We start from the raw sequence: 18,962 nt of genomic DNA on the forward strand, positions 1-18,962 counted from the left end.
ATTTCAGGTTGAGAGTAGGGGAGTAGAGGTGCGTTCAATGGTGGAAGGCGTTTCATAACTTGCGATAAAGAATTCTTCGGTCGATATCCCATTGTCCTGTGAGCCTGTGAGATTGTGACCACCGCGTTATCAGAGGTAATATAGTGCCCAAACGACACTATTTGAGCTCTGAATGAACGAGGAAGAATACCTACAAGGTTATGACAAGGGGGCGTTCGAGGCCCCTTTGCTCACGGTGGACGCCGCGCTGTTCACCTACCACCAGGACGAACTCAAGGTGCTCCTGGTTGAGCGCTCCAGCCACCCGGAGAAGGGGAAGTGGGCCCTGCCAGGAGGCTTCGTCGCAGAGGACGTCGATAAGACCCTGGAGGATACAGTCGTCCGCAAACTCAAGGAAAAGACTGGAGTAGAGCCCCCCTATGTCGAGCAGCTGTATACCTTCGGCGGCGACGACAGGGACAAGCGCGGCTGGTCGGTTACCGTTTGCTATACCGCCCTGATCGCCCACCAGGACTGCCAGACTCATATTGATACGGTTTCCGACGTAGCCTGGGTAAAGGTCGCCCGCGCGGAGAAGATGGATCTGGCGTTCGACCATAGCAAGATCTTGCTCTACGCCCAGGAGCGTCTTCGCCAGAAGGCCCTGTATAGCATCGTACCCGCCTATGCGCTGCCCAAAAAATTCACTCTGCCGGAGTTGCAGCGAGTGCATGAGGCGATCATCGGCAAGCCGCTGCAGAAAAAGTCCTTCCGGCGCCGGATCGAGCAGGCGGGCCTGCTGATCGATACCGGAGAGAAGCGTTCGGAGGGCGGACGGCCGGCGACGCTCTACAGGATGCGGGCGAAGTCCGGGGACTACACCTTCGTGCGCAATCTGGAACAGTAGTCGCCGCAATCGGTGGCCCAGTGGTGAGAGGTAAAACGATGTCCTGGCAAGACAAAACCGTCATCTACGTGGATATGGATCGCACCCTGTGCGATTTCGATGGAGCCTACCGGCAGTACCAGTGCGAGCGGCCAGACGTCGCTTTCCCGCAGAGCATTCCCGGCTTCTACGCCGGGCTTCAACCGCTGCCTCATGCTGTGGAGACCTATCGCTGGCTCCACGAACAGGAGGAGTTCGCTGTGTTCGTCCTGACCGCGCCCTCGACCATGAATCCCCACTGCTACACGGAGAAGCGACTTTGGGTGGAGCAGCACCTCGGCTTCGATGTAGTCGACCGCCTGATCATCAGCGCGCACAAGGGGCTCAACCGGGGCCACTACCTGATCGATGACAATGCCGAAGGGCGGGGGCAGGAGTATTTCGAGGGAGAGCTGATCCACTTTGGACAGACTCCATTCCCGGATTGGCTGGAGGTTAGGCGCTTCTTTGAGCGCCTGTCGGCTGGTGCCGAGGTAGGCGCTTAGATCAAGTCGTACGTCATGTGAGTCATAGAATGGGTTTCTATGACCCATTCTGCGGGCAGATTGTGAGTCATAGAAATCGTTCGGTAGGCGTCGAACAATTTTTGCGCCGTGAAAACCCAGTACCGCCTCAGTTTTCACGGCGCCGGTGGGATGCGATCAAGAGACGGCAGCCATTGCCATTTTGCTGCGCGGAATGGCCGCGCGCTCGCGGATTGCCTCCAGGTCCTGCTCGATCAGCAGCTCCCCGTCGCGGAATACCGGCTGCAGCAGGTTGGGGCGGTTTCCCAGGTCCTGTTCGCGAACTGTCCCCAGCGCGCCGTCGCCGCGGCGGACCAGCGCCAGGCGGCCTTTCTTTGAGCGTTTGCCGATATCGGTCACCGGGTCCTTGTAGACATCCCGCCACAGGCCGTTCACTCGAACCGCGCTGGCCTTCATGGCGAACTTCATGGTGTCCCGGTTCACCTTCTGTAGCAGCTCGGCTCCCATGCCGAAAGCGATATTGTCGGCGCTCTGCTTGCGGGCCTTCATTGCCGCCAGGATGCCCTCGATGGTGTGCAGAGAGATGCCGTCTCCCTGGATCACCCGGATATAGTCCGGCAGCACCCGGTAGCCCTTGTCGTTGATTCGTGCCCCGAAGATGCGCATCAGACGCTCGATGGTCTGGGTGACTACATCCACGGGATCGCCGCTGTCCGGGCGGATTACCAGGGTGCCGCCGTTGTTCTCCACCCGCTCCTTCAGTTCGCCGCCCCAGATGTTGTCGATCGCGTTCCACAAATCGTAGCTGTCGCTGACCACCGCCACCAGGCGCCCATTGCCGGCGAACTGGGTCAGCATATTGGCGTAGGCCTCGGTTTCGTGTTCCCGGCCCCAACTGGTCATGGTGCTGTGCTCCGCGGCCGGAATAGAGAAGCCGGCCATCGGCGCGTTGTAGAAACGGCGGCCGGCGACCAGCGCCGCGATGGTGTCGGTGCCCTGGAAGTTCACCAGGTGGGCCAGGCCGCCCAGTGCGGCGGTCTCCTGGCTGCTGGCGCCGCGGGCGCCGAAGTCGTGCAGCTTGAAGGGCAGTCCGTCCAGGTTGTCTGCGGTTTCCTCCAGGTAGCGCTGGATGATCTTCTTCGCCTCGCGGCTCTGGGTGGCCACGGTGGTGGGATACCAGACGGCTCGGAGCAGGGCGGTTTCCACATAGCTGGTGAGCCAGAAACACTTTGGATCGGTATTGATCACCTGGGCCAGCACGTTTTGCACCGGGACCACCGTGCCCTCCGGCACTGCCTGTACCTCGATGGGCAAATAACCCCGGTGTTCATCGAGGATGTACTCCCAGCCCTCGCGATTGAAAGGCACTCCGTGGGCCAGGCAGAGTTCCTCCGCTTCGTCGACGTCGGCCTGGCCAATTGGGCGGGTCAGGTACTGCTTTATGAAGGCCTGCAGACCGAAGAAGACCGCCTCCTTAAACTGCCCGCCGCGGCTCTCGATATAGCTGCTGACGTACTGGGTGCCCTCCGGGTACTGGAGGTAGTGGCTGGTCTTGTAGCTGTCTACGTTCAGGATCGGGTTGTAGTTCTGCATCGCGGAAATCCTCCGTCGAAGTGGTGTTGGCGCCGGTCTATCCGGCACGTTGAGCAGCGGGAGCTGCCAGACCATTAGTGACGTTTCGCCTCTAATGGCCAGATAGTGGCTGATAGACACTATCGTGTCAAGCGCACGTCCATGGAATTCCGCGTTGCGAAGGCAGAAGGGTGCGGGCAGGTAGGATTAGCGACTCAGATCAAGTCGTCGAGAAGGGAGTAGTCGGCGCGTCGAGCAAACTTCACGGCCTTAGCCGAGACAGCTCGGAGCTGAACAGAAGGCCCCTCAATCCAGCGCCATCAATTCTCGATACGACTTCGTCAGAGCAAAACAGATCGAACGACACTTCATTCCGGGCCTTGAAGATGTGGTCCTTCAAGGACTCTGGGAAGGTCAGGGATTCGACTTCCACATGGGTTTCGCCGTGCATCCGGTAGGAAATCCGATCGGCCGCTATCGGCTTGCTGTTAAGGCAGTGATACAGGTAGCAACGCCCACCCGGCAGGTTGCAAGGCAAGAATTCTCCAAAGGGGGAGAGAAGATCGCGGAGCACCTCCTCGGCCTTCTGATCCAGGATCAAGAAGCCGGACCTCCACATGCCGATGTCCGGCAGCGCTACAGCGTCTTCATTTTGAAAATAGGTAACGTCCAAAGGCTTCCAGAAGTCGGCGACCGGCACATCCAGGGTGCCCAGCTGCATTGCAGCCTGTTCTCCTATGTGGGGATCGAGCAGGTCCAGATAGTCCTCGACGTCCAGCGTAAAGCTCTGGTAATTCTGGCTGTCTTCAAAGATCTTATAAATCATGGTCGTCGTTACCTTAGCGGTGGCTGGGTGACGTAGTCGGGCTGCTGGCCGTCGCGCAGAAGGTTGCGCAGGGCTATCAGTTTGGCCCGGAATGCCTCGCTGTCAGAGATGACATTCGTCGAGGTATGAACCCAGTGCTCATAGTTGTGCGTATGAATCTCGGAGTGCGCCGCGGCATGCGGCATGGCCCAATGCCCTTTGTCCTGCTTCTGCCGGGGCATCCAGACGCCGTTGTCAGGATCGTTGATGCGTATGCCGTGGAAGTGCAGGTCGATTCGGGCTTGCGCCGCATATTGGGTTTTCCCCTTGCCCAGCACGATGTGGTGTGCCGTGAAGCGGGGGCCGGGTTGGGGCCGTCCATCCGCGCGCATGAACCTGGCGAGCATCTCCGTGGGGTGATGTTTCTCAAGCGCCATCGCCCCTCGCAGGGCCCGGCGGGTTGCGCCGTATCCCGGCTGAAGGGCTGCGCGATATTCTTCCAGCCGTGTCTGCACCTGAACCTGCGTCAAAGTGGCCAGCCGCTGGGCTTTCAGGTGCGCAAGCGCCTTGCCAAGCTCCTTTTCTCGCTTCTCGCGTTGCTCCAGCGTCTCGTTGGCCGGTGCTATCGACTTGCGATAATAGGACTTAGCTTTCTTCTCGAAACCGGCGATCGCCCGTTCGAGAGGGCTCATTTCGTGGTAGTGAGGCGTGATTCGTCGTCCGTGATCATACTCCATCGCAGTTACTCCATTGCTGCTTGATGCGAAGGGTGCTTTTTTTCAAAACGGGATGTTACAACATTCTCCGGATACGGAGGAAAGCTCCGGCGCGCCGTGACGACCGGCACTACAAATCCAGGTTCGGCAGTAGCCGGACGATGTTGCGCGCGTCGTCCTCTCCGCGATGCTGCCGCCCCTCGAATTCCAGACCGAGGGATTGCAGTGCGCTTTCGAGGCCGGCGTGACGCTTCTTGCCGGTCTTCTCCTGCCACAGCGCCTTGAGGTTGATATGGGGCTTGGCAAAAAATGCCGGCGCGCAGTCGTGGCGCGCCTCCTCGACGCGGACCTGGTTGAAGTCGTACTGTCCCCAACTGGCCCAGGCCTGGTACTCGAGCCCCTGCAGCCAGTCGTTCAGCAGCGCCGTCGCCTCTGCAAAGTCAGGCGCCGCCGCTACTTGTCCGGGATCTATGCCGGTGAGTTGGCTGCAGAAATCGCTGAGTTCGGGGTTGAGGGTGGGCCTCACCAATTGGCTGTGGCTGGCCAGGACTTCTCCCTCCAGGGTTGCCAGGGCCAGCCCGAATTCGATGACTTCCATGACCTCGACGGACTGCGGGCGGTCGTCCCAGCAGGTGGCTTCGAGATCGACGATCAGCAACTGGTGAATGGGATCTGTAATCGGCAGCGTCATGAAAGGGACTCCGTTGGTTCTGGGGGCTCGCTGACGCACACCAGGGCCAGCCGCTCGCCGTCCTCTCCGCGATAGGTATCCAGGAAGTGGCAATTGCCCACGGCGATCGCTCTGGGTACGAAGTTATGGCCGAGGTAGAGTGCTTCGATTCCGTCGATCCAGAAAGGAGCGAGGGCATCCTGTTCGGCCTGGGCAATCGTGCTAATGCGCTCCAGAAATAGTCGTTTGTATTCAGCGATGGTACGTTTTGTCTCGCCCAGACCGAGAAGGCGTCTGTATAGCTGGCTGGCGAGGGAGCGATCCCACAGGAACTGTTCCGCGGTACTCGCCACTTGTTCGTCTTCTTCCAATGATACGCCAGTGGACCAGGACTTTTCGATTGTAGCCAGGGCGCGCAGCATTCGCGGCCAGCTGCCGCCGAGGACGTTGGCGTGGATCATGCCGATGCGCCGGCTGCCGGCATCCAGCTCGATGGCCCAGGGCCAGCGCCTGACTTGGCTCACTAGAGGCTGCTGTTGTGTCTGCGGCAGCCTGTAGAACCAGTCGCCGCCGTTGGCACGGTGCCGGGGCGCGGTTTCCGGATTCTCGAACCCGGCGATCATCATCGCCTCGTGGTTGCCGAGAATGCCGAAATAGCTCTTTTGATCGACCATTGCGAGCAGGGATTCGCTATCCGGGCCTCGGTCGACCAGGTCTCCGAGACAGAAGAGGCGATCGCAAGCCGGATCGAAGGCAACCTCCCGCAATTGCTTATTGAGCTGCTGCAAATGACCGTGCAGGTCCCCGACGACGAAGTCCCGTCCGGCAAGATTCCTGTCGACTTTGAGGAACAGACTCATGGAAGACTCACATGACTGACCATAGGCCGCGTTGCCGGCATCGAAGAAGCCGTTGTTTCCGGCCTCATTGCTGGCACTCAGGTGGCCGACGGCTTCCCAGATGGCGAAGTTATCAAAATCACTTATAACTCCCTAAACTCGCTATAAATCGACCGCGGTGGGGTGCGGGTACCTGCGAGCACATCTCATGATGCCGGAAGGTTACGCTGTCCCTACCAAGGATTGGATGATGTAGTAGTGGTCCTCGAACATCTCCTGGGGATCCAGTGCACCCAGTGGCACCCACCTGGCATGGCGGGCGTCGTCGCCGCCCTTTACCTTGGGCAACTGGCTGCTGGGTTCCAGTTCAATATAGAAGGCGTGGGTAATGGTCCGACCGCGGGCGGAGCGATATGGCTCATCGAAGACGTCCTGACGGCGGATCGAGCCCTTGAGAACCGGGGCCGGCACCTTGAGCCGGGTCTCTTCGCGTAGTTCCCGCAGGCAGGCATCCACCAGCTTTTCATGCGGATCGACAAAGCCGCCGGGCAGGGCCCAGAGGCCACGTCCCGGGAAGGCGCGCCGCTCCACCAGGAGCACGTGCCCTGACTGAACTACCACCGCATCCACCGTCACATGCGTGGGCGGGTAGGGCGCGACAGCCCAGGAGGCCTTGTACTTGGTCACGAACTCAGCCTCCTCGCGCATTGCCTGGTAGGCCGGATCAGAGTCCACGAAGCTGTGCAGAGTTTGCGCCACCGGCGGCGGCAGCAGGTGGGAATCCTCCATATCCCGCAACTGACCAGCCGGATTATCGCCGAATACCCGCTCCCGGATGGGCGTCGCGCTGATGCTCTTGAAATTGTCGACGCCCAGAGAATCCCACTGGGGGAAAAGGTTCAGGTAGAAGCCGGTGTGATCCTTGCGGTGACCGATCAGCGCGATCTTCGGAGGCTTGTGCGGCACCGGGTGATGCGCGGTCACTATTCCAGAGACTGAAGTCTGCACGTTGCGTACCCACAACTCATCGTTATAGGGCACGTCCATCAGCGGCAGGCAGATGAGACGTCGGTTGTCTGCTTCCGGCAAGCAGGCCCGGATATGCGTCTCCCGCTCGACGTGCGTCCAAGGGTTGCGGGGATTGCGTGGTTGGAAGGCCGAGCCGATCAGAACGATCAGGCGCTCCGCCCGGGACAGCCCTTCCTCGACCACCTTGAGGTGACCTGTATGAAATGGCTGAAAGCGGCCGATAAAGACGGCGAAATCGAAGTCTCTGGACATGGCAGCAAGCTCCTTGCTGGGCAATGGAGTACCGGTCTGTCCGGCACTCGTAGGTACTCTTGTATAGCTTCGTAATTATTGTCTTTCAGACACTTACAGTCAACTATCCAAATAAGTAAGAGGTACACCAGTCCTCCCCCTCTTGAATACAACAAAATGTGTCCCAATATGATTTAAGCGCTGCATCAGGGCCAGGTTTTGTAAACTAATCCCGCATGGCGCAACACGGAATTCTCATTGAGGCAATGGCTGCGGAGGGGGCGGAGATGGCAGGTGCAAACGGTAAGGTTGAGGAATTCCTTCAGGCGCTCGTGAAGGAGCTCGTTATTCCGGCGTATCGGTACGAAGAGGCCGAGACGAGCTATAAGTCCTTGGGCGACTGGCTACACCGGCCTGAGAGCACAGTAAGAAATTTCGATCCGGCAGTCTATGTACAAGGATCGTTTCGCCTCGGAACGGCGATCAGGCCGGTCAATGACTCCGAAGAGTATGACATCGACTCTGTATGTGAGCTCAAGAGACTGACGAAAAATGCTCTCACACAATTCGACCTGAAGCAGCTTCTGGGCCACGAAATCAAGGCCTATCACGATGCCAAAGGGATGACCAAGCCAGTGCGTGAAGGGCGGCGCTGCTGGATTCTCTCTTATGCAGATGGCGCACAATTCCACATGGACATCCTGCCTGCGATGCCGAATGGCGTTGAACAGAGGCTTCTTCTTGAGCGCGCTCAATTTGACCCACAGTGGGCAGATTCAGCAATTGCCATCACAGATCGTGATGTTCCGACCTACCAAGTACAGACGAACGACTGGCCGCGTTCTAATCCCAGGGGGTATGCGGAGTGGTTCAAGTCTCGGATGACCGTGGCTCTGGCTCGGCACAAGCAGTTCCTCGTTGATTCTTTGAGGAAGCAGGGCATTACCGCAAGCATCGAGAAATTACCGGACTATCGAGTTCTTACGCCTTTGCAAGCGGCGGTGATGCTCTTGAAGAGGCACCGAGATTGTATGTTCGCAAGTAAACCCGATATGAAGCCCATATCCGTCATCATCACCACCTTGGCTGGCCACTCATACGGTGAACAGGAAACGATAACCGGAGCGCTACTTTCGATTCTCGAAGACATGGACCGGCACATTCGTCACGATGGCACCAAATTCATCATTCCGAACCCTACTGACCCGTCCGAGAATTTCGCAGACAAATGGGGGAATGAGCCGCGCAAGGCGAAGGCTTTCTTCCAATGGCTCGAACAGGCGCGCCAGGACTTTGATCGCACAACCAGTGCGAAGACGTTACAGGGAATGAGCAAAGCGGTCTCTGCCCACATGGGCACGGCGTTGACGGAGCGGGCAGCAAGTAAGATCAGCGGAAATAGTGGCGGACTCCTGCGTGCCGCCTCCGTTGCCCCGGCGGTAGCTGTTCCGACCTTCGGGAACGAGCCTCGAGTACCAACGACACCAAAAGGTTTTGCATGAGGTGGTGGCTGACGAACGCTTCCCGCGCTAAGGCCGAGCAAGCCGCACTTACACAATTGCTGGAAAGCGTTGAATGGCTCTCGGGTGTCAACTGGAGGGTCGGCGACGACTTGCAGCTGATTGTGAACTTTGATATCTCTCACAATGGGGAGGTATTCAAGCTCTTCATGGCATATCCGTCAACGTTTCCTGATACGCCACCAATGGTACTACCCCGGGATGGAATAAGGCTTTCTGGGCACCAGTATGGGAGCGGGGGAGAGCTCTGTCTCGAATTTCGGCCGGATAATTGGGAACCGTCGATTACTGGGGCGATGATGGCCGAAAGCGCTTATCGTCTTCTGTCAGGTGAGAGACCCGCAGGGGAAGAGGATGGCGTCGTCCGTTCGGCTCATCAGACATCGATTGGCCGCGACTCTCGTGGCGAGAACATGAGATTCGTAATTGATATACTAATAAGGCGGAAGGGAAGAATACCCCTCTCCCGGGACCGTATGAGGCAGGGATGCCGATTACGAGCGTACAGGGACGTATTCACAGCGTGTCCCGGGAGAGGGGTATTCTTTGCTTCCGACCCGGTAGTAAGTGCCATCGAAGTCCTCGCAGAACTCCCATTCGATACGCCTGTACCCATCACAGCCTGGGATCGAATCGAGAAGCCGACATGGACTGCGTCTCTCCTCAGTATCGGTCCTGAGAATGCGCTATGGTCAAAAGGCGGCCCAATACCATCGGGTTCGACGATAATGAAGGGATTTGCCTTTCGGACAAAGCGAGGGATCGATCGCTTCCGGGTAAGCCCCATGCAGTTTACGGAACTGTTACCTGTCGAGTTTCCTGAGATTGCCGAGCAACTTCCCGAAAACCCATTTTCAGGTTTTGTGTTACTCGGAGACGCGAAAAAGTGGATCGTACTTAATCTCTTTGCGTACGAAGGCAAACAGACTGTATTTTTCTACAAGACGATTATTGCACCCGATTCATCGGGTCGGCTGCCTGCAGCCCACACTTGCCTTTCGGAGAAACGGGTTGCAATTGTTGGATGTGGTTCAGTCGGCTCCAAGGTGGCAACTTCTCTTGGAAGGTCCGGTGTCCGAAAATTCACGCTTGTCGATGACGATATCTTTTTCGAAGCTAACCTTGTCAGGAGCGATCTCGACGCACGGGCTATTGGACAACACAAGGTTAACTCCTTGGCGGTTCGCATCAAGGATGTAGTAGCTGTCCCGGAGATATCTAATCGTCGAGTGTCCCTTGGTCAGCAGGAGAGTGCCGGAACAACTGAGTCCGTGATGGAGGAGCTGGCCAAAGCTGACCTGCTGATTGATGCGACCGCTGACCCGCGCGCATTCAATCTCGTGGCGACGGTTGCGCGCCGCCAGCGCATACCGATGGTCTGGTGCGAGGTTTTTGCTGGTGGAATTGGGGGAATTATCGCAAGGGCTAGACCGGGCTATGACCCAATACCAACCATTGCTCGAGGCCAGATACGTGCTTGGTGCGATGATCATGGCGTTCCTTGGGAGGCTGCCACTGAAGCGGACTATGGCGTGCAATCGGAGCTTGGTTCCCCTCTTATCGCCGACGACGCTGATGTCGCTGTCATCGCCGGTCACGCGTCTAGATTGGCATTGGATATTTTGACTCGAGAGCAGAGCATCTTTCCGTCATCGGCCTATGCGGTCGGCCTGGCGGCCGAATGGATCTTCCGGGCACCTTTCGATACTTTGCCGGTTGATCTTCGGCGAGAAGGAGAATGGGGAGAGCGTCAAGAAAGTGAATCTAAGGAAGCCTTTCAGGAAATTCTTGCCTCGTTTTTCCCGGGAAGCGAAACATGATTCGAGTCGATATCTCTGGGGAGGTGCACGCTCGTATGAAACAGGCGCTTCGGCGAGCCCGTGTCCGTGAAATTGGCGGTATTCTTATGGGGCAAGAAATCGCGCCTGGCCATTTTTCAATCATCGACTTTTCTCTAGACGAAATTTCAGGACATAGGGCACACTTCGTGCGTGATGCTGACCATCACCGGCAAGCGCTCGAAGCGTTCTTCGATCGAACAGATCACAACTACAAGCAATTCAACTATCTTGGCGAGTGGCACTCTCATCCGAACCATTCTGCGCGACCGAGTATCACTGACCTTCTGTCGATGCAGGATTTAGTTGAAGGCGAAAGAGGTATTGAGTTTGCCGTCCTTCTCGTCGTGAAGTTGGGATTTTTCGGTCGCTTCGTTGCTTCCGCAGGCCTGCATCGCCGTGGTCAGAGACCGGAACCTGTCCACCTAAAAGCCAACTGAAAGGAACCACTGATGAGATGGGATACAGTCGACTTTGTGATTAGAGCTGCAGTGGGCTGGCTCTTTCGAGTTCGCAATGCGGAGAGCTGGATTTTTCGTGGTGCCGCTCTAGTATTTATCGCTGTTCATGGTGCTAACTGGATCATCAAGTATTCTGGCCCTATCGGGGACTCATCCGGCTCCATTGAAATCAGTATGGCAGGCTCTGCTCCTGAGGGGATCCTATGGGGCGTCAGCGTGACCTGCGTTTTGCTGATGATCGGCTCAGCAGCGTGGGCTTGGAATCGTTACACGAAAGAACAAAAGAAGCTCCTGCGGAAACAGGTGCTTGTCATTGAAGGCCGAGGGTTGAGGGATGATGACGGTTCGCCATTGAAGGCTGCTGTTCCCGATAGTATCGCCGGCAACCGATTGGAATACCTTCTCGATTTACGACAACGCAAGGATGGGGTCATAGTTGAGCCTGAAGATCTTCTGCCGCCAGTCAGCGCTATGAAAATATGGTTGCACCAAGTGCAGCGGGGCGGTGATCGCAGCGACTTGACTACTGTTTATGGCGGATTGACAGCTGTACCGCTGACCTTCCTGACAGGGCTGCTCCTGGACGACGAAGGCGAGATAGTTGTCATGGACTGGGATCGGACTAGTAGTCGATGGCGCTTGCTAGATGAACCAGATGACGGTTTGCGTTTGGAAGTTACAGGCATAGAGGAAGTCGAGCGAGCCTGCGAGGTGGTGCTAGCCATTTCGGCTTCATATATGGTGAAGTCAGATGATTTGGCCACTACTTTCACGTATCCAGTTGTTCGGATGACAATGCCGGAGATACAGTCTTCGCACTGGTCCCAGGCTAAGCAATCAGCCCTCGCAGATCAGTTTTTCGGGGTCTTGAAGAGGCTAGATGCTATGGGAGTTGATCGAATTCATCTGGTACTAGCTGCTCAAAACAGTGTCGTCTTCAATCTCGCCCGCCGTTATGATAAACGAAATTTGCCAAAGCTCACTGTCTATCAATTTGAGCGTGCCCAGGAACCGCGGTATCCCTGGGGAGTTGAGATGCCGGTTTCGGGAGCATCAAATCCTCAAGTGATGCATGTTGAAGGGGCTGAGACACTCTTGCCTGCCGGGTAAGACCGCAGCTTGACCAAGATAGTAATTTTATAGTCGAACTGTAGGATATTTCACCGCTGCGGTAGTCGGTTGAGCTCATGGATCGAACGGCATTGGGATTATAAAAGAGTATTTTAAGTATGACGACAGATGAAGTACTTGACGTGCTTCGCTATAAAAGCGAAGGAACGGACCTTGACTTCAAGCAGGCCCAATACCGCTTCGTAAAGGCTGGCGAGAAAGAGAAGGCTGAGGTATTAAAGGATATTCTCGCTATTGCAAATTTAATTTTAGGCATCTATCTAACCTGATTTTGAGCAATAAGCAAAGTGTTTGGGTCAATGAAAATGAGTGCAGGCTAGTACTGCCAGAGGATACGGATAATAAAAAGGAGGGGGGGGTTAAAACAGCTGTCCCACTTGGATATAGAGGTCAGACACGTTCATCTTGGTGCAGCTATAGATGAAGGACATGAAAAGAAATTTATAGAACTTTCTTGTGTAAACGGTTATCGGATATCCAAATGTGTCAAATCTCGCAACCCGTCTCGATTTGGGTTTGAAAATCTCGCATTAACATAAGGATGAGAATATGAAAGAACGTACTGTTTTTACCATTCTCTTGGTAGCGAGTATTGTTGGTGCAGCTGGAATGCTTATTGAAGAGGATAGCTTCTTATATAAGTTCTTGATTGCTTCAGCTTGGTTAGTTGTAGGCGTGGGTTTTGTGTTACTTAGGAAATTGTTTTTCAAAAGTGACAATTGTGAAATAGACCAAAATGGCTAGCAGTGGAGTAGGAAGATGACGAACTTGCAGCTTTCATTGATAGCAATTTTTCTCTGCTTATTTACCGGGTTTGGCGGTGCCTTTGCAATTTACAATGATAGTGTCGAGCAGGTTCAGGAAGGATTTGTTCACATTTTGTCAATGGCTTGTCTTCCTCTCGGAGTAATGCTGGCGCTTCAAAGCTATTGGGAATACCAGCTCGTTAGTGAAGAGAATTAGGTGGGAATATGGCAGATGACATAGCCAATGTTAACAGAGTTCTAGTGATGTACGCCTTAGCTGAGTGCCTAGGAAATAGATCCTTCATTCGTGAAATTGAAAACGTTAGTGGTAGGTTGGATCGTGCTCAAATAGAGAAATTCGAGAAGAAGCTTTCGGATCAGGTTGTGACCTTACGAAGCGAAGGGCAATGGCCCCCAACAGGGTACAATCAGAAAGCAAATGCTTCGATACCGAAGATATTGAAGGAGCGGTACCGGAATATACATGGAGACTCATGGATTCGTAATCACGGCACTAATAACGAAGGGTTTGCCCTATGCAGCCATGAGTTGCACCCAGAAATGGAAGGCTGTGAATTTTCGATTGGTGCAATAACCTGTATGGACTGTATCTCATTGATAAAGCGCTGCCGATCGATAGGTGATGAATTGCTTGCGCCAGAGATTGATAACGTTTTTCTTAATAGAAAGCTAAATAAAAAGTGATTGGAATATGAGCAAAGGAATTCATACAGAAGTAATGGCGCTAAATATGATCCGCATAGGCCATCTTGTAGATTGCACAGTTGAAAGAGAAGTAGACGATTGGATCGTAGTAACACGAGCGCAAGATGGGCAAGGAGGTGATAGAACTGCGATCACTGACGATGTTGGACGAGTAAAGAGATTTTTCGCATTTCAAGATGCATTGCGATGCGCACGCGCATGCGGCTTTGAAGAACATCTAATATTTATCAGGAAGCACATAAAACGAATCCGCGCTGAAAAGAAGGTTTAGGTGGGAATGTGGGAGTTGTCTAAAGAATGCCAAGAATACCTGACACCCTGCAGAAATCTATCGTTTTTATTTACCCTTCGGAGGAGGCCGCGGCTGAAGGACAGGGAGCGGGCGGTACCGGCTTCATTGTCTGTGTATCCCGTGAAAACTCCTCCGATCAGTTTCACTATCTCGTTACAAACATACACGTAGCCCAGGAGGCTGACCGGTACCTTCGCGTCAACACAAAAGGCGGTTCTTTTGAAGTAGCCCGCATCTCAGCCGCCCAGTGGGTACTACATCCGGATGCAGACGATATTGCAGTGTGTGCGTTATCAATCCAGTCCAATTGGGCGGTAAGCGCAATCGTGTGGCATGAAATGGCAGTAACTCCTAATCGCATGGTCGAGCTTAATGTTGGTGTCGGTGATGAGGTTTTTATGCTTGGTCGCTTCATTGCTCATGGCGGCCAATTGCGGAACCAACCACTTGCTCGCTTCGGAAATATTGCCATGATGCCCGGAGAGCCGGTTATAGATGGCAGACAGTTCGGAGTCGAAGCATTCCTGTTAGAAATGCGATCCCTATCAGGGTTCAGCGGCTCTCCAACATTTGTTTACATGGGGCCGGGAACCTACCGAGGGGATGGAAGGATGATGCCATTCTTCAAAGAGACCATTGGGCTCATAGGAATTGATACAGGCCACAAGCTCACGAGTTCGCCAGTGTTCGACCGAGACGGCAAAACTGATTTGAAAGTCGAACTAAATACCGGTGTATCTATTGTGTCACCAACTTGGAAAATTGAAGAAGTATTGAACAACGAGGCTTTGGCCGGCCAGTTTGGTACCATAATAAACGGGCAGGGTAAAGTGGACCCCGCAGTCAAGACAGATTCCCCAGCGAGTTTAAGCCGCATCCACTCAGGCGTTCACTATAGGTTTGCTCAGTCGACTATAAGGTGGGAATAATGGGAGTTCAAGCGGCAGTACAGAAATTTGAGCACTTAACTATTTGCTAAGGAGCAATGGCGTAGCGATGATGAGAATATTGAAGAGACCGCTTTTTTGGGCGAGCCTTCTGGGCATTGCGGGGCTCATCACGGCGGGATATCTTGGAGGTTTTTTTGGCTATTGGTTTAGCTCATTTAGTGACCCAGATTTTATCCAGGGATTACTCGCTGAAGCACACGGTATGGTGGTTGAAACTTTAGTAATTGTCGGTCTTATTTCGTGGTTATCCGCTAGGAAAGAGAAAAAGAGGTGGCGCCCAGCTCGGCTGATCCTTGCAAGGCACATCTGCCGTGTTCATCAGATGCTGTTCAACTCTCTGCGATGGATAGTTGATCCTGACAGCCATACGGACCTATCGCGGCCAGACCTCCCAGAAAGAATCAGTCAACGCCACGCTGATGGCCTAGCTAGACAGAACTTCCACTTTAAGCATTTAAAATTCCATGTGGAAAGACTGAAGAAGATGCTGGAGTATAACATCGTCGCACTCGACTCATCACTCCATCCAAAGGTTATAACCTTTGTTGCAGCCGCTGATGAACTTCTGGGTACGTGCTCTTTTGTGGTTGATGCTTATAACGGTTTGAACGAATTTCACGGCAACTTCGATTTTCAAGCCGCACTGAATATGGAGCAGGTTTATAATGAAATGCAAGGCATGTTTCCTGAGCTAGTAGAGATTGAAAAGCCAATTGGTCCGGCTCCAGTTTCGGCTGAAGAAATACTTAGATTAGTGGAAGCTTCCAACGAAAAATGCTCATTTTTAGACCTGAGGGTAATTGATGGGCCTGCGGTCGCTTAGCTCTCAAGGCCTATTCGAGTATGATGCTGTGATGCTTACTACAGTCCATTCTGGACTGTTCGTTAAGGTGATAGGAATATGGTGTTATCGGCTAAACGGGAAAAGGGTACTATTGAAATGAGCAAGAAAATAGAAGGGCCAATTGAGGGCCGGTATCAGAGCGCGGAAGGTGAAATCTTCAGCGTTACCAACATTCAGTTCATCGATGAAGGTTTTTATACTTTCGAATTGGTTGAATCCGAAGATTCAGAGGATCTCGATGCCATGTCAACCGAGCTCACATCAGACGATTGGCCAAACTATGTAAGAGAACTTGGCCTTAAGCACATAGATTGAGGATGTCCTATGGGCCGTGCAGTGTTGGACCGAGCCTGGAGAGACTGCAGGAGGTCGTGGAGATGGCTGTAGAAAATGGACTGAAAGGGGAGCTGGTGGGCGCTTGGTAGGCAATCTACGTGTAAAAACAAAGGGGGTGACGCCCGCCAGGACTAACTACTACTTACACTTCGGGAGACGCTTGGGCTTTGAACGAGTATACGTTTTCACGCGAACCGTTTTCGGCCCAGGCTTACCAGAAGTGCGAGTTGGCCTGCACTTGGTTTTTGTCGCCATACAAATCACCTCCTTACGGTAGCTGACTGCCTACCGCCTCGTTTCAGCAGGTTGCCAGGCCTCAGAAGAGATTAAGAGAACAAAAACCGGCGGACACCACCCCCTTTATCTTCAACCCAGTGTAGAGCACAAAAGTGCCCCTCTCTTTACATCTAAGGGCTGAACACAGAGAGGGGGCCCCTCCCTGCTACCCGTCAATCTAATCCCGCTATTTCTTGGTTTTAGGTGACGGCTTCTTACTCCTTTCGGAGACGGTAGTTCGGGGATGAGACTTCGCGTACCGCTCCGTCACGTACCTTCCGGAAACTGCAGATCGATGTTTGGTTGACTTACTCATACCGCCCCCTTAACGAGTGTGACAGGCGTTCGAGCACCAATAGCAACCGTCTACCTGAATATCAGGGTAACGCCTTTGAGCTTCAGTGACGGCGCTGTGGCAGTTCGCGTGTACCCCCAGGTCGATCTGGTTAGAGTGCAAAGGCATATAATTACAGCTGCCATCATTTTTGTGTACTTCGTGCTCACCTGATGACTGAGCATGTTTGTTCAAAATGTACCTATACATAATAAAAAGTCTCGTATTGGTCTAAAGCAATACAAGAGCGAGAGGCGCTGTAAAACAACTTTCTCTTGACGCAATGATACCAATGTAGTTCTATTGCGCCTCGCTAGAAAAAGACACCCTCGACTCTTGTGTGTGAGGTGTCACCGGCGCCCAAAGTGGTAGCAACACTTTGGGTAGCCATTTTTACAGGACTCAAGTTCTCGCCCTTATTGGACAATCCCTCACGCACCTGCGGAATAAAATTCCGGCGACAAGCTATTTTACCGCCATTCTAAGCACTGTGTAAACGTACAGGCTCTCAATTTTAGCTATCCAGGTTGAAAAATGCGCCAAATTTAGAACAAAACTATCGCCGCAACAAAAAGTTTTGCCGCACATATTGTTTGGCCGAAAAATCTGAGCGCCTTTTCAATATATACACGCGTCGCTATTTTCCTCCACCCCCCTAACTTCCCAACGTCCACACCGCGTCCTCCTTCCGCCTACACTGCGCAGCCTGTCCGCCTCTCTCGCTGCCGCTACCGGCACCACCGCCCCGAGAAGCATTTCTCGCCACTGAGGGTCAGCAAAGTGCCGTACAGGGGCAGATACAGCGCTCACCATTAGCCCAATCAGTAGGCAGTAGGCCGCGCACCTACACCTGGAGCGGGCCGGTGTGCCAGAGCATGAGGCGGTGTGGGTCTTGGGCATCCCCGAACAGCTGTCGCTGTCCTATGACCTGTACAGCAAAGGGGCGGGTGTGGAGAGGATGCGGGAGAACGGGAGTCGGCTGTGGGGTATGGGCTGAAGGAGGAATTGGGGGCGCTTGGTAGCGCCGCCTCCATCACCCCTCTGGAACTTGCTCTTTCACTGCGCCATCGCGTCTGTCGACGGCCTTAAGGACCCCTTCGGGCAATATGCTGTACAGATTCGCGACTTGTTTGGGCCGAGAAATCCTGTCTTCCACAATGAAGTTCATCATCTCAAATAAGCTGTAGGCGATTTCCGGGCTGACAATATGCTCAATCTCACCGGGGTGCACACCGTTGTTGCCGATGACTGTAATGGCAGGTTATTGGAGCTTCTACTCTACTCAAGAAGTGTATTGTCGAAGGGATCGGGGGCATCGATATATCGCATAGCAGACTGAATATCCTTCCAGCCGACATACTCCATCAGAGTCTTGGCATCCCAACCGTTGTTATTCGCCCAGCTGGCCAATCCGCGACGCAACGAATGACTGCTTATGCCCGCATGCATTGAGATCCGTGATTCCTCGAATACGCGCCGGAGTAGGGCAGAGACACTGTTGGGCTTTAGGCTCCGCTCGGAAAGATGACCCCAGCGGTTGATGCCGCGGAATACCGGGCCTTCGTCGATGTCCGCCACGCGAATCCATTCCTCATAAGCAGAAACGGGGCATAGCCGGCTTAGTGCCGGCACTCTGAACTCTCTCCCTGCGCTCTGTCGGTCGCCCTTGCTCCTGGGCAGGAAGATTGTCAGCCCCTCTCCGCGGCTCACTGTCACAAACTCCGCTCGCAGGCGGCAAAGCTCGTCGCTGCGGAACCCTCGCCAGAATCCGAGTAACAGTAGCGCTCTGTTGCGGGCATGTGCGAGCGACGACTTGTGATCCTCCGCGGCTATAGCGGTTTTGTACTCATGCTCAAGCCAGGAGGTTAGAGCGGTCAACTCCTCCAACTGCAGTGAGCGCGCCCGCTTCTCTTGTGCCGGATGCAACTCCCGTATGCCCTTGAGAACCTTCTTGACGATTGGCGCTTTGGTGGGATCGGGAAAGCCCTGATCGCTGTGCCACTGCGCCAGTGCGGCGAGGCGCAACCTCAGAGTGCTGACGGCCAGGGTCTCTGCATGGTCCGCCAGATACCGGGCCACGCTGTCCGCGGTCGCCGGCAGGAAGCCGCCCCAGTTCACCTCGAAGTGGTGGATCGCTGCCTGGTAGCTGCGCCGCGTGTTGTCGCGAGTGGCTGCGTGGATGTACTGCTCGATCTTGCTCATGGCGATTTCTTCCCGGGTTGCCGGGGTAGGGGTGCTGGTGGAGTCGCTAGGAATG

The 18,962-nt window shown here is 54.4% G+C and carries 21 protein-coding genes; 14 read left to right on the forward strand and 7 right to left on the reverse strand.

Annotated elements, in window-relative coordinates; all coding sequences use genetic code 11:
* Nucleotides 1-172: 172 nt before the first annotated feature.
* The gene (locus AC6R19_RS07740; protein WP_500579221.1) at nucleotides 173-886 is read left to right on the forward strand and encodes an NUDIX hydrolase; all 714 of its coding nucleotides are present in this window, start codon (nucleotides 173-175) and stop codon (nucleotides 884-886) included.
* 38 nt (nucleotides 887-924) lie between these two features.
* Nucleotides 925-1,410, forward strand: coding sequence for a 5' nucleotidase, NT5C type (locus AC6R19_RS07745; RefSeq protein ID WP_500579222.1), 486 nt, complete (start codon nucleotides 925-927; stop codon nucleotides 1,408-1,410).
* 156 nt (nucleotides 1,411-1,566) lie between these two features.
* Here the strand turns inward: AC6R19_RS07745 and AC6R19_RS07750 are convergent, their stop codons facing one another.
* From AC6R19_RS07750 to AC6R19_RS07775, 6 genes are all read right to left on the reverse strand, one after another.
* Nucleotides 1,567-2,982, reverse strand: a complete 1,416-nt coding sequence (locus tag AC6R19_RS07750) for a nicotinate phosphoribosyltransferase (protein WP_500579223.1) — start codon at nucleotides 2,980-2,982, stop codon at nucleotides 1,567-1,569.
* A 241-nt stretch (nucleotides 2,983-3,223) separates the two neighbouring features.
* Nucleotides 3,224-3,787: a hypothetical protein gene (locus AC6R19_RS07755; protein ID WP_500579224.1), complete on the reverse strand. Its 564-nt coding sequence runs from the start codon at nucleotides 3,785-3,787 to the stop codon at nucleotides 3,224-3,226.
* A gap of 8 nt (nucleotides 3,788-3,795) precedes the next feature.
* Complete coding sequence (locus tag AC6R19_RS07760) at nucleotides 3,796-4,503, reverse strand: AHH domain-containing protein (RefSeq protein ID WP_500579225.1); 708 nt, start codon at nucleotides 4,501-4,503, stop codon at nucleotides 3,796-3,798.
* Nucleotides 4,504-4,612: 109 nt separating this feature from the next.
* Entirely contained in the window at nucleotides 4,613-5,173 is a 561-nt protein-coding gene (locus AC6R19_RS07765; RefSeq protein WP_500579226.1) for a 3'-5' exonuclease, read from the reverse strand.
* On the reverse strand, nucleotides 5,170-6,012 hold the full coding sequence (locus tag AC6R19_RS07770) for a metallophosphoesterase (protein WP_500579227.1): 843 nt from the start codon (nucleotides 6,010-6,012) through the stop codon (nucleotides 5,170-5,172). Before AC6R19_RS07770 ends, AC6R19_RS07765 begins: the two co-directional genes overlap by 4 nt.
* A 201-nt stretch (nucleotides 6,013-6,213) precedes the next feature.
* Nucleotides 6,214-7,296 (reverse strand): bifunctional nicotinamide-nucleotide adenylyltransferase/Nudix hydroxylase, encoded by a 1,083-nt coding sequence (locus AC6R19_RS07775; protein WP_500579228.1) that lies wholly within the window; start codon nucleotides 7,294-7,296, stop codon nucleotides 6,214-6,216.
* Nucleotides 7,297-7,538: 242 nt separating this feature from the next.
* On the opposite strand from AC6R19_RS07775, the gene AC6R19_RS07780 reads away from it, so the two are divergent.
* From AC6R19_RS07780 to AC6R19_RS07835, 12 genes are all read left to right on the forward strand, one after another.
* Entirely contained in the window at nucleotides 7,539-8,753 is a 1,215-nt protein-coding gene (locus AC6R19_RS07780) for a nucleotidyltransferase domain-containing protein (RefSeq protein WP_500579229.1), read from the forward strand.
* A gap of 803 nt (nucleotides 8,754-9,556) precedes the next feature.
* Complete coding sequence (locus AC6R19_RS07785; RefSeq protein WP_500579230.1) at nucleotides 9,557-10,591, forward strand: HesA/MoeB/ThiF family protein; 1,035 nt, start codon at nucleotides 9,557-9,559, stop codon at nucleotides 10,589-10,591.
* Entirely contained in the window at nucleotides 10,588-11,049 is a 462-nt protein-coding gene (locus AC6R19_RS07790) for a M67 family metallopeptidase (protein WP_500579231.1), read from the forward strand. Before AC6R19_RS07785 ends, AC6R19_RS07790 begins: the two co-directional genes overlap by 4 nt.
* A 12-nt stretch (nucleotides 11,050-11,061) precedes the next feature.
* Complete coding sequence (locus tag AC6R19_RS07795) at nucleotides 11,062-12,180, forward strand: SAVED domain-containing protein (protein WP_500579232.1); 1,119 nt, start codon at nucleotides 11,062-11,064, stop codon at nucleotides 12,178-12,180.
* Nucleotides 12,181-12,299: 119 nt separating this feature from the next.
* Nucleotides 12,300-12,470, forward strand: coding sequence for a hypothetical protein (locus AC6R19_RS07800; RefSeq protein WP_500579233.1), 171 nt, complete (start codon nucleotides 12,300-12,302; stop codon nucleotides 12,468-12,470).
* A 280-nt stretch (nucleotides 12,471-12,750) separates the two neighbouring features.
* Complete coding sequence (locus tag AC6R19_RS07805; RefSeq protein ID WP_500579234.1) at nucleotides 12,751-12,945, forward strand: hypothetical protein; 195 nt, start codon at nucleotides 12,751-12,753, stop codon at nucleotides 12,943-12,945.
* Between the two features lie 15 nt (nucleotides 12,946-12,960).
* Complete coding sequence (locus tag AC6R19_RS07810; protein WP_500579235.1) at nucleotides 12,961-13,164, forward strand: hypothetical protein; 204 nt, start codon at nucleotides 12,961-12,963, stop codon at nucleotides 13,162-13,164.
* 8 nt (nucleotides 13,165-13,172) lie between these two features.
* A complete protein-coding gene (locus AC6R19_RS07815) occupies nucleotides 13,173-13,652 on the forward strand; it encodes a hypothetical protein (RefSeq protein ID WP_500579236.1) in 480 nt (159 codons plus the stop codon).
* A gap of 318 nt (nucleotides 13,653-13,970) precedes the next feature.
* On the forward strand, nucleotides 13,971-14,894 hold the full coding sequence (locus tag AC6R19_RS07820) for a hypothetical protein (RefSeq protein WP_500579237.1): 924 nt from the start codon (nucleotides 13,971-13,973) through the stop codon (nucleotides 14,892-14,894).
* 67 nt (nucleotides 14,895-14,961) lie between these two features.
* A complete protein-coding gene (locus tag AC6R19_RS07825) occupies nucleotides 14,962-15,738 on the forward strand; it encodes a hypothetical protein (RefSeq protein WP_500579238.1) in 777 nt (258 codons plus the stop codon).
* A 117-nt stretch (nucleotides 15,739-15,855) separates the two neighbouring features.
* Nucleotides 15,856-16,074, forward strand: a complete 219-nt coding sequence (locus AC6R19_RS07830; RefSeq protein WP_500579239.1) for a hypothetical protein — start codon at nucleotides 15,856-15,858, stop codon at nucleotides 16,072-16,074.
* A 1,496-nt stretch (nucleotides 16,075-17,570) separates the two neighbouring features.
* A complete protein-coding gene (locus AC6R19_RS07835) occupies nucleotides 17,571-17,702 on the forward strand; it encodes a hypothetical protein (RefSeq protein ID WP_500579240.1) in 132 nt (43 codons plus the stop codon).
* Between the two features lie 281 nt (nucleotides 17,703-17,983).
* Here the strand turns inward: AC6R19_RS07835 and AC6R19_RS07840 are convergent, their stop codons facing one another.
* Complete coding sequence (locus AC6R19_RS07840; protein WP_500579241.1) at nucleotides 17,984-18,907, reverse strand: site-specific integrase; 924 nt, start codon at nucleotides 18,905-18,907, stop codon at nucleotides 17,984-17,986.
* Nucleotides 18,908-18,962: the final 55 nt, after the last annotated feature.

It is taken from the genome of Microbulbifer sp. SE14 (genome assembly GCF_059834885.1).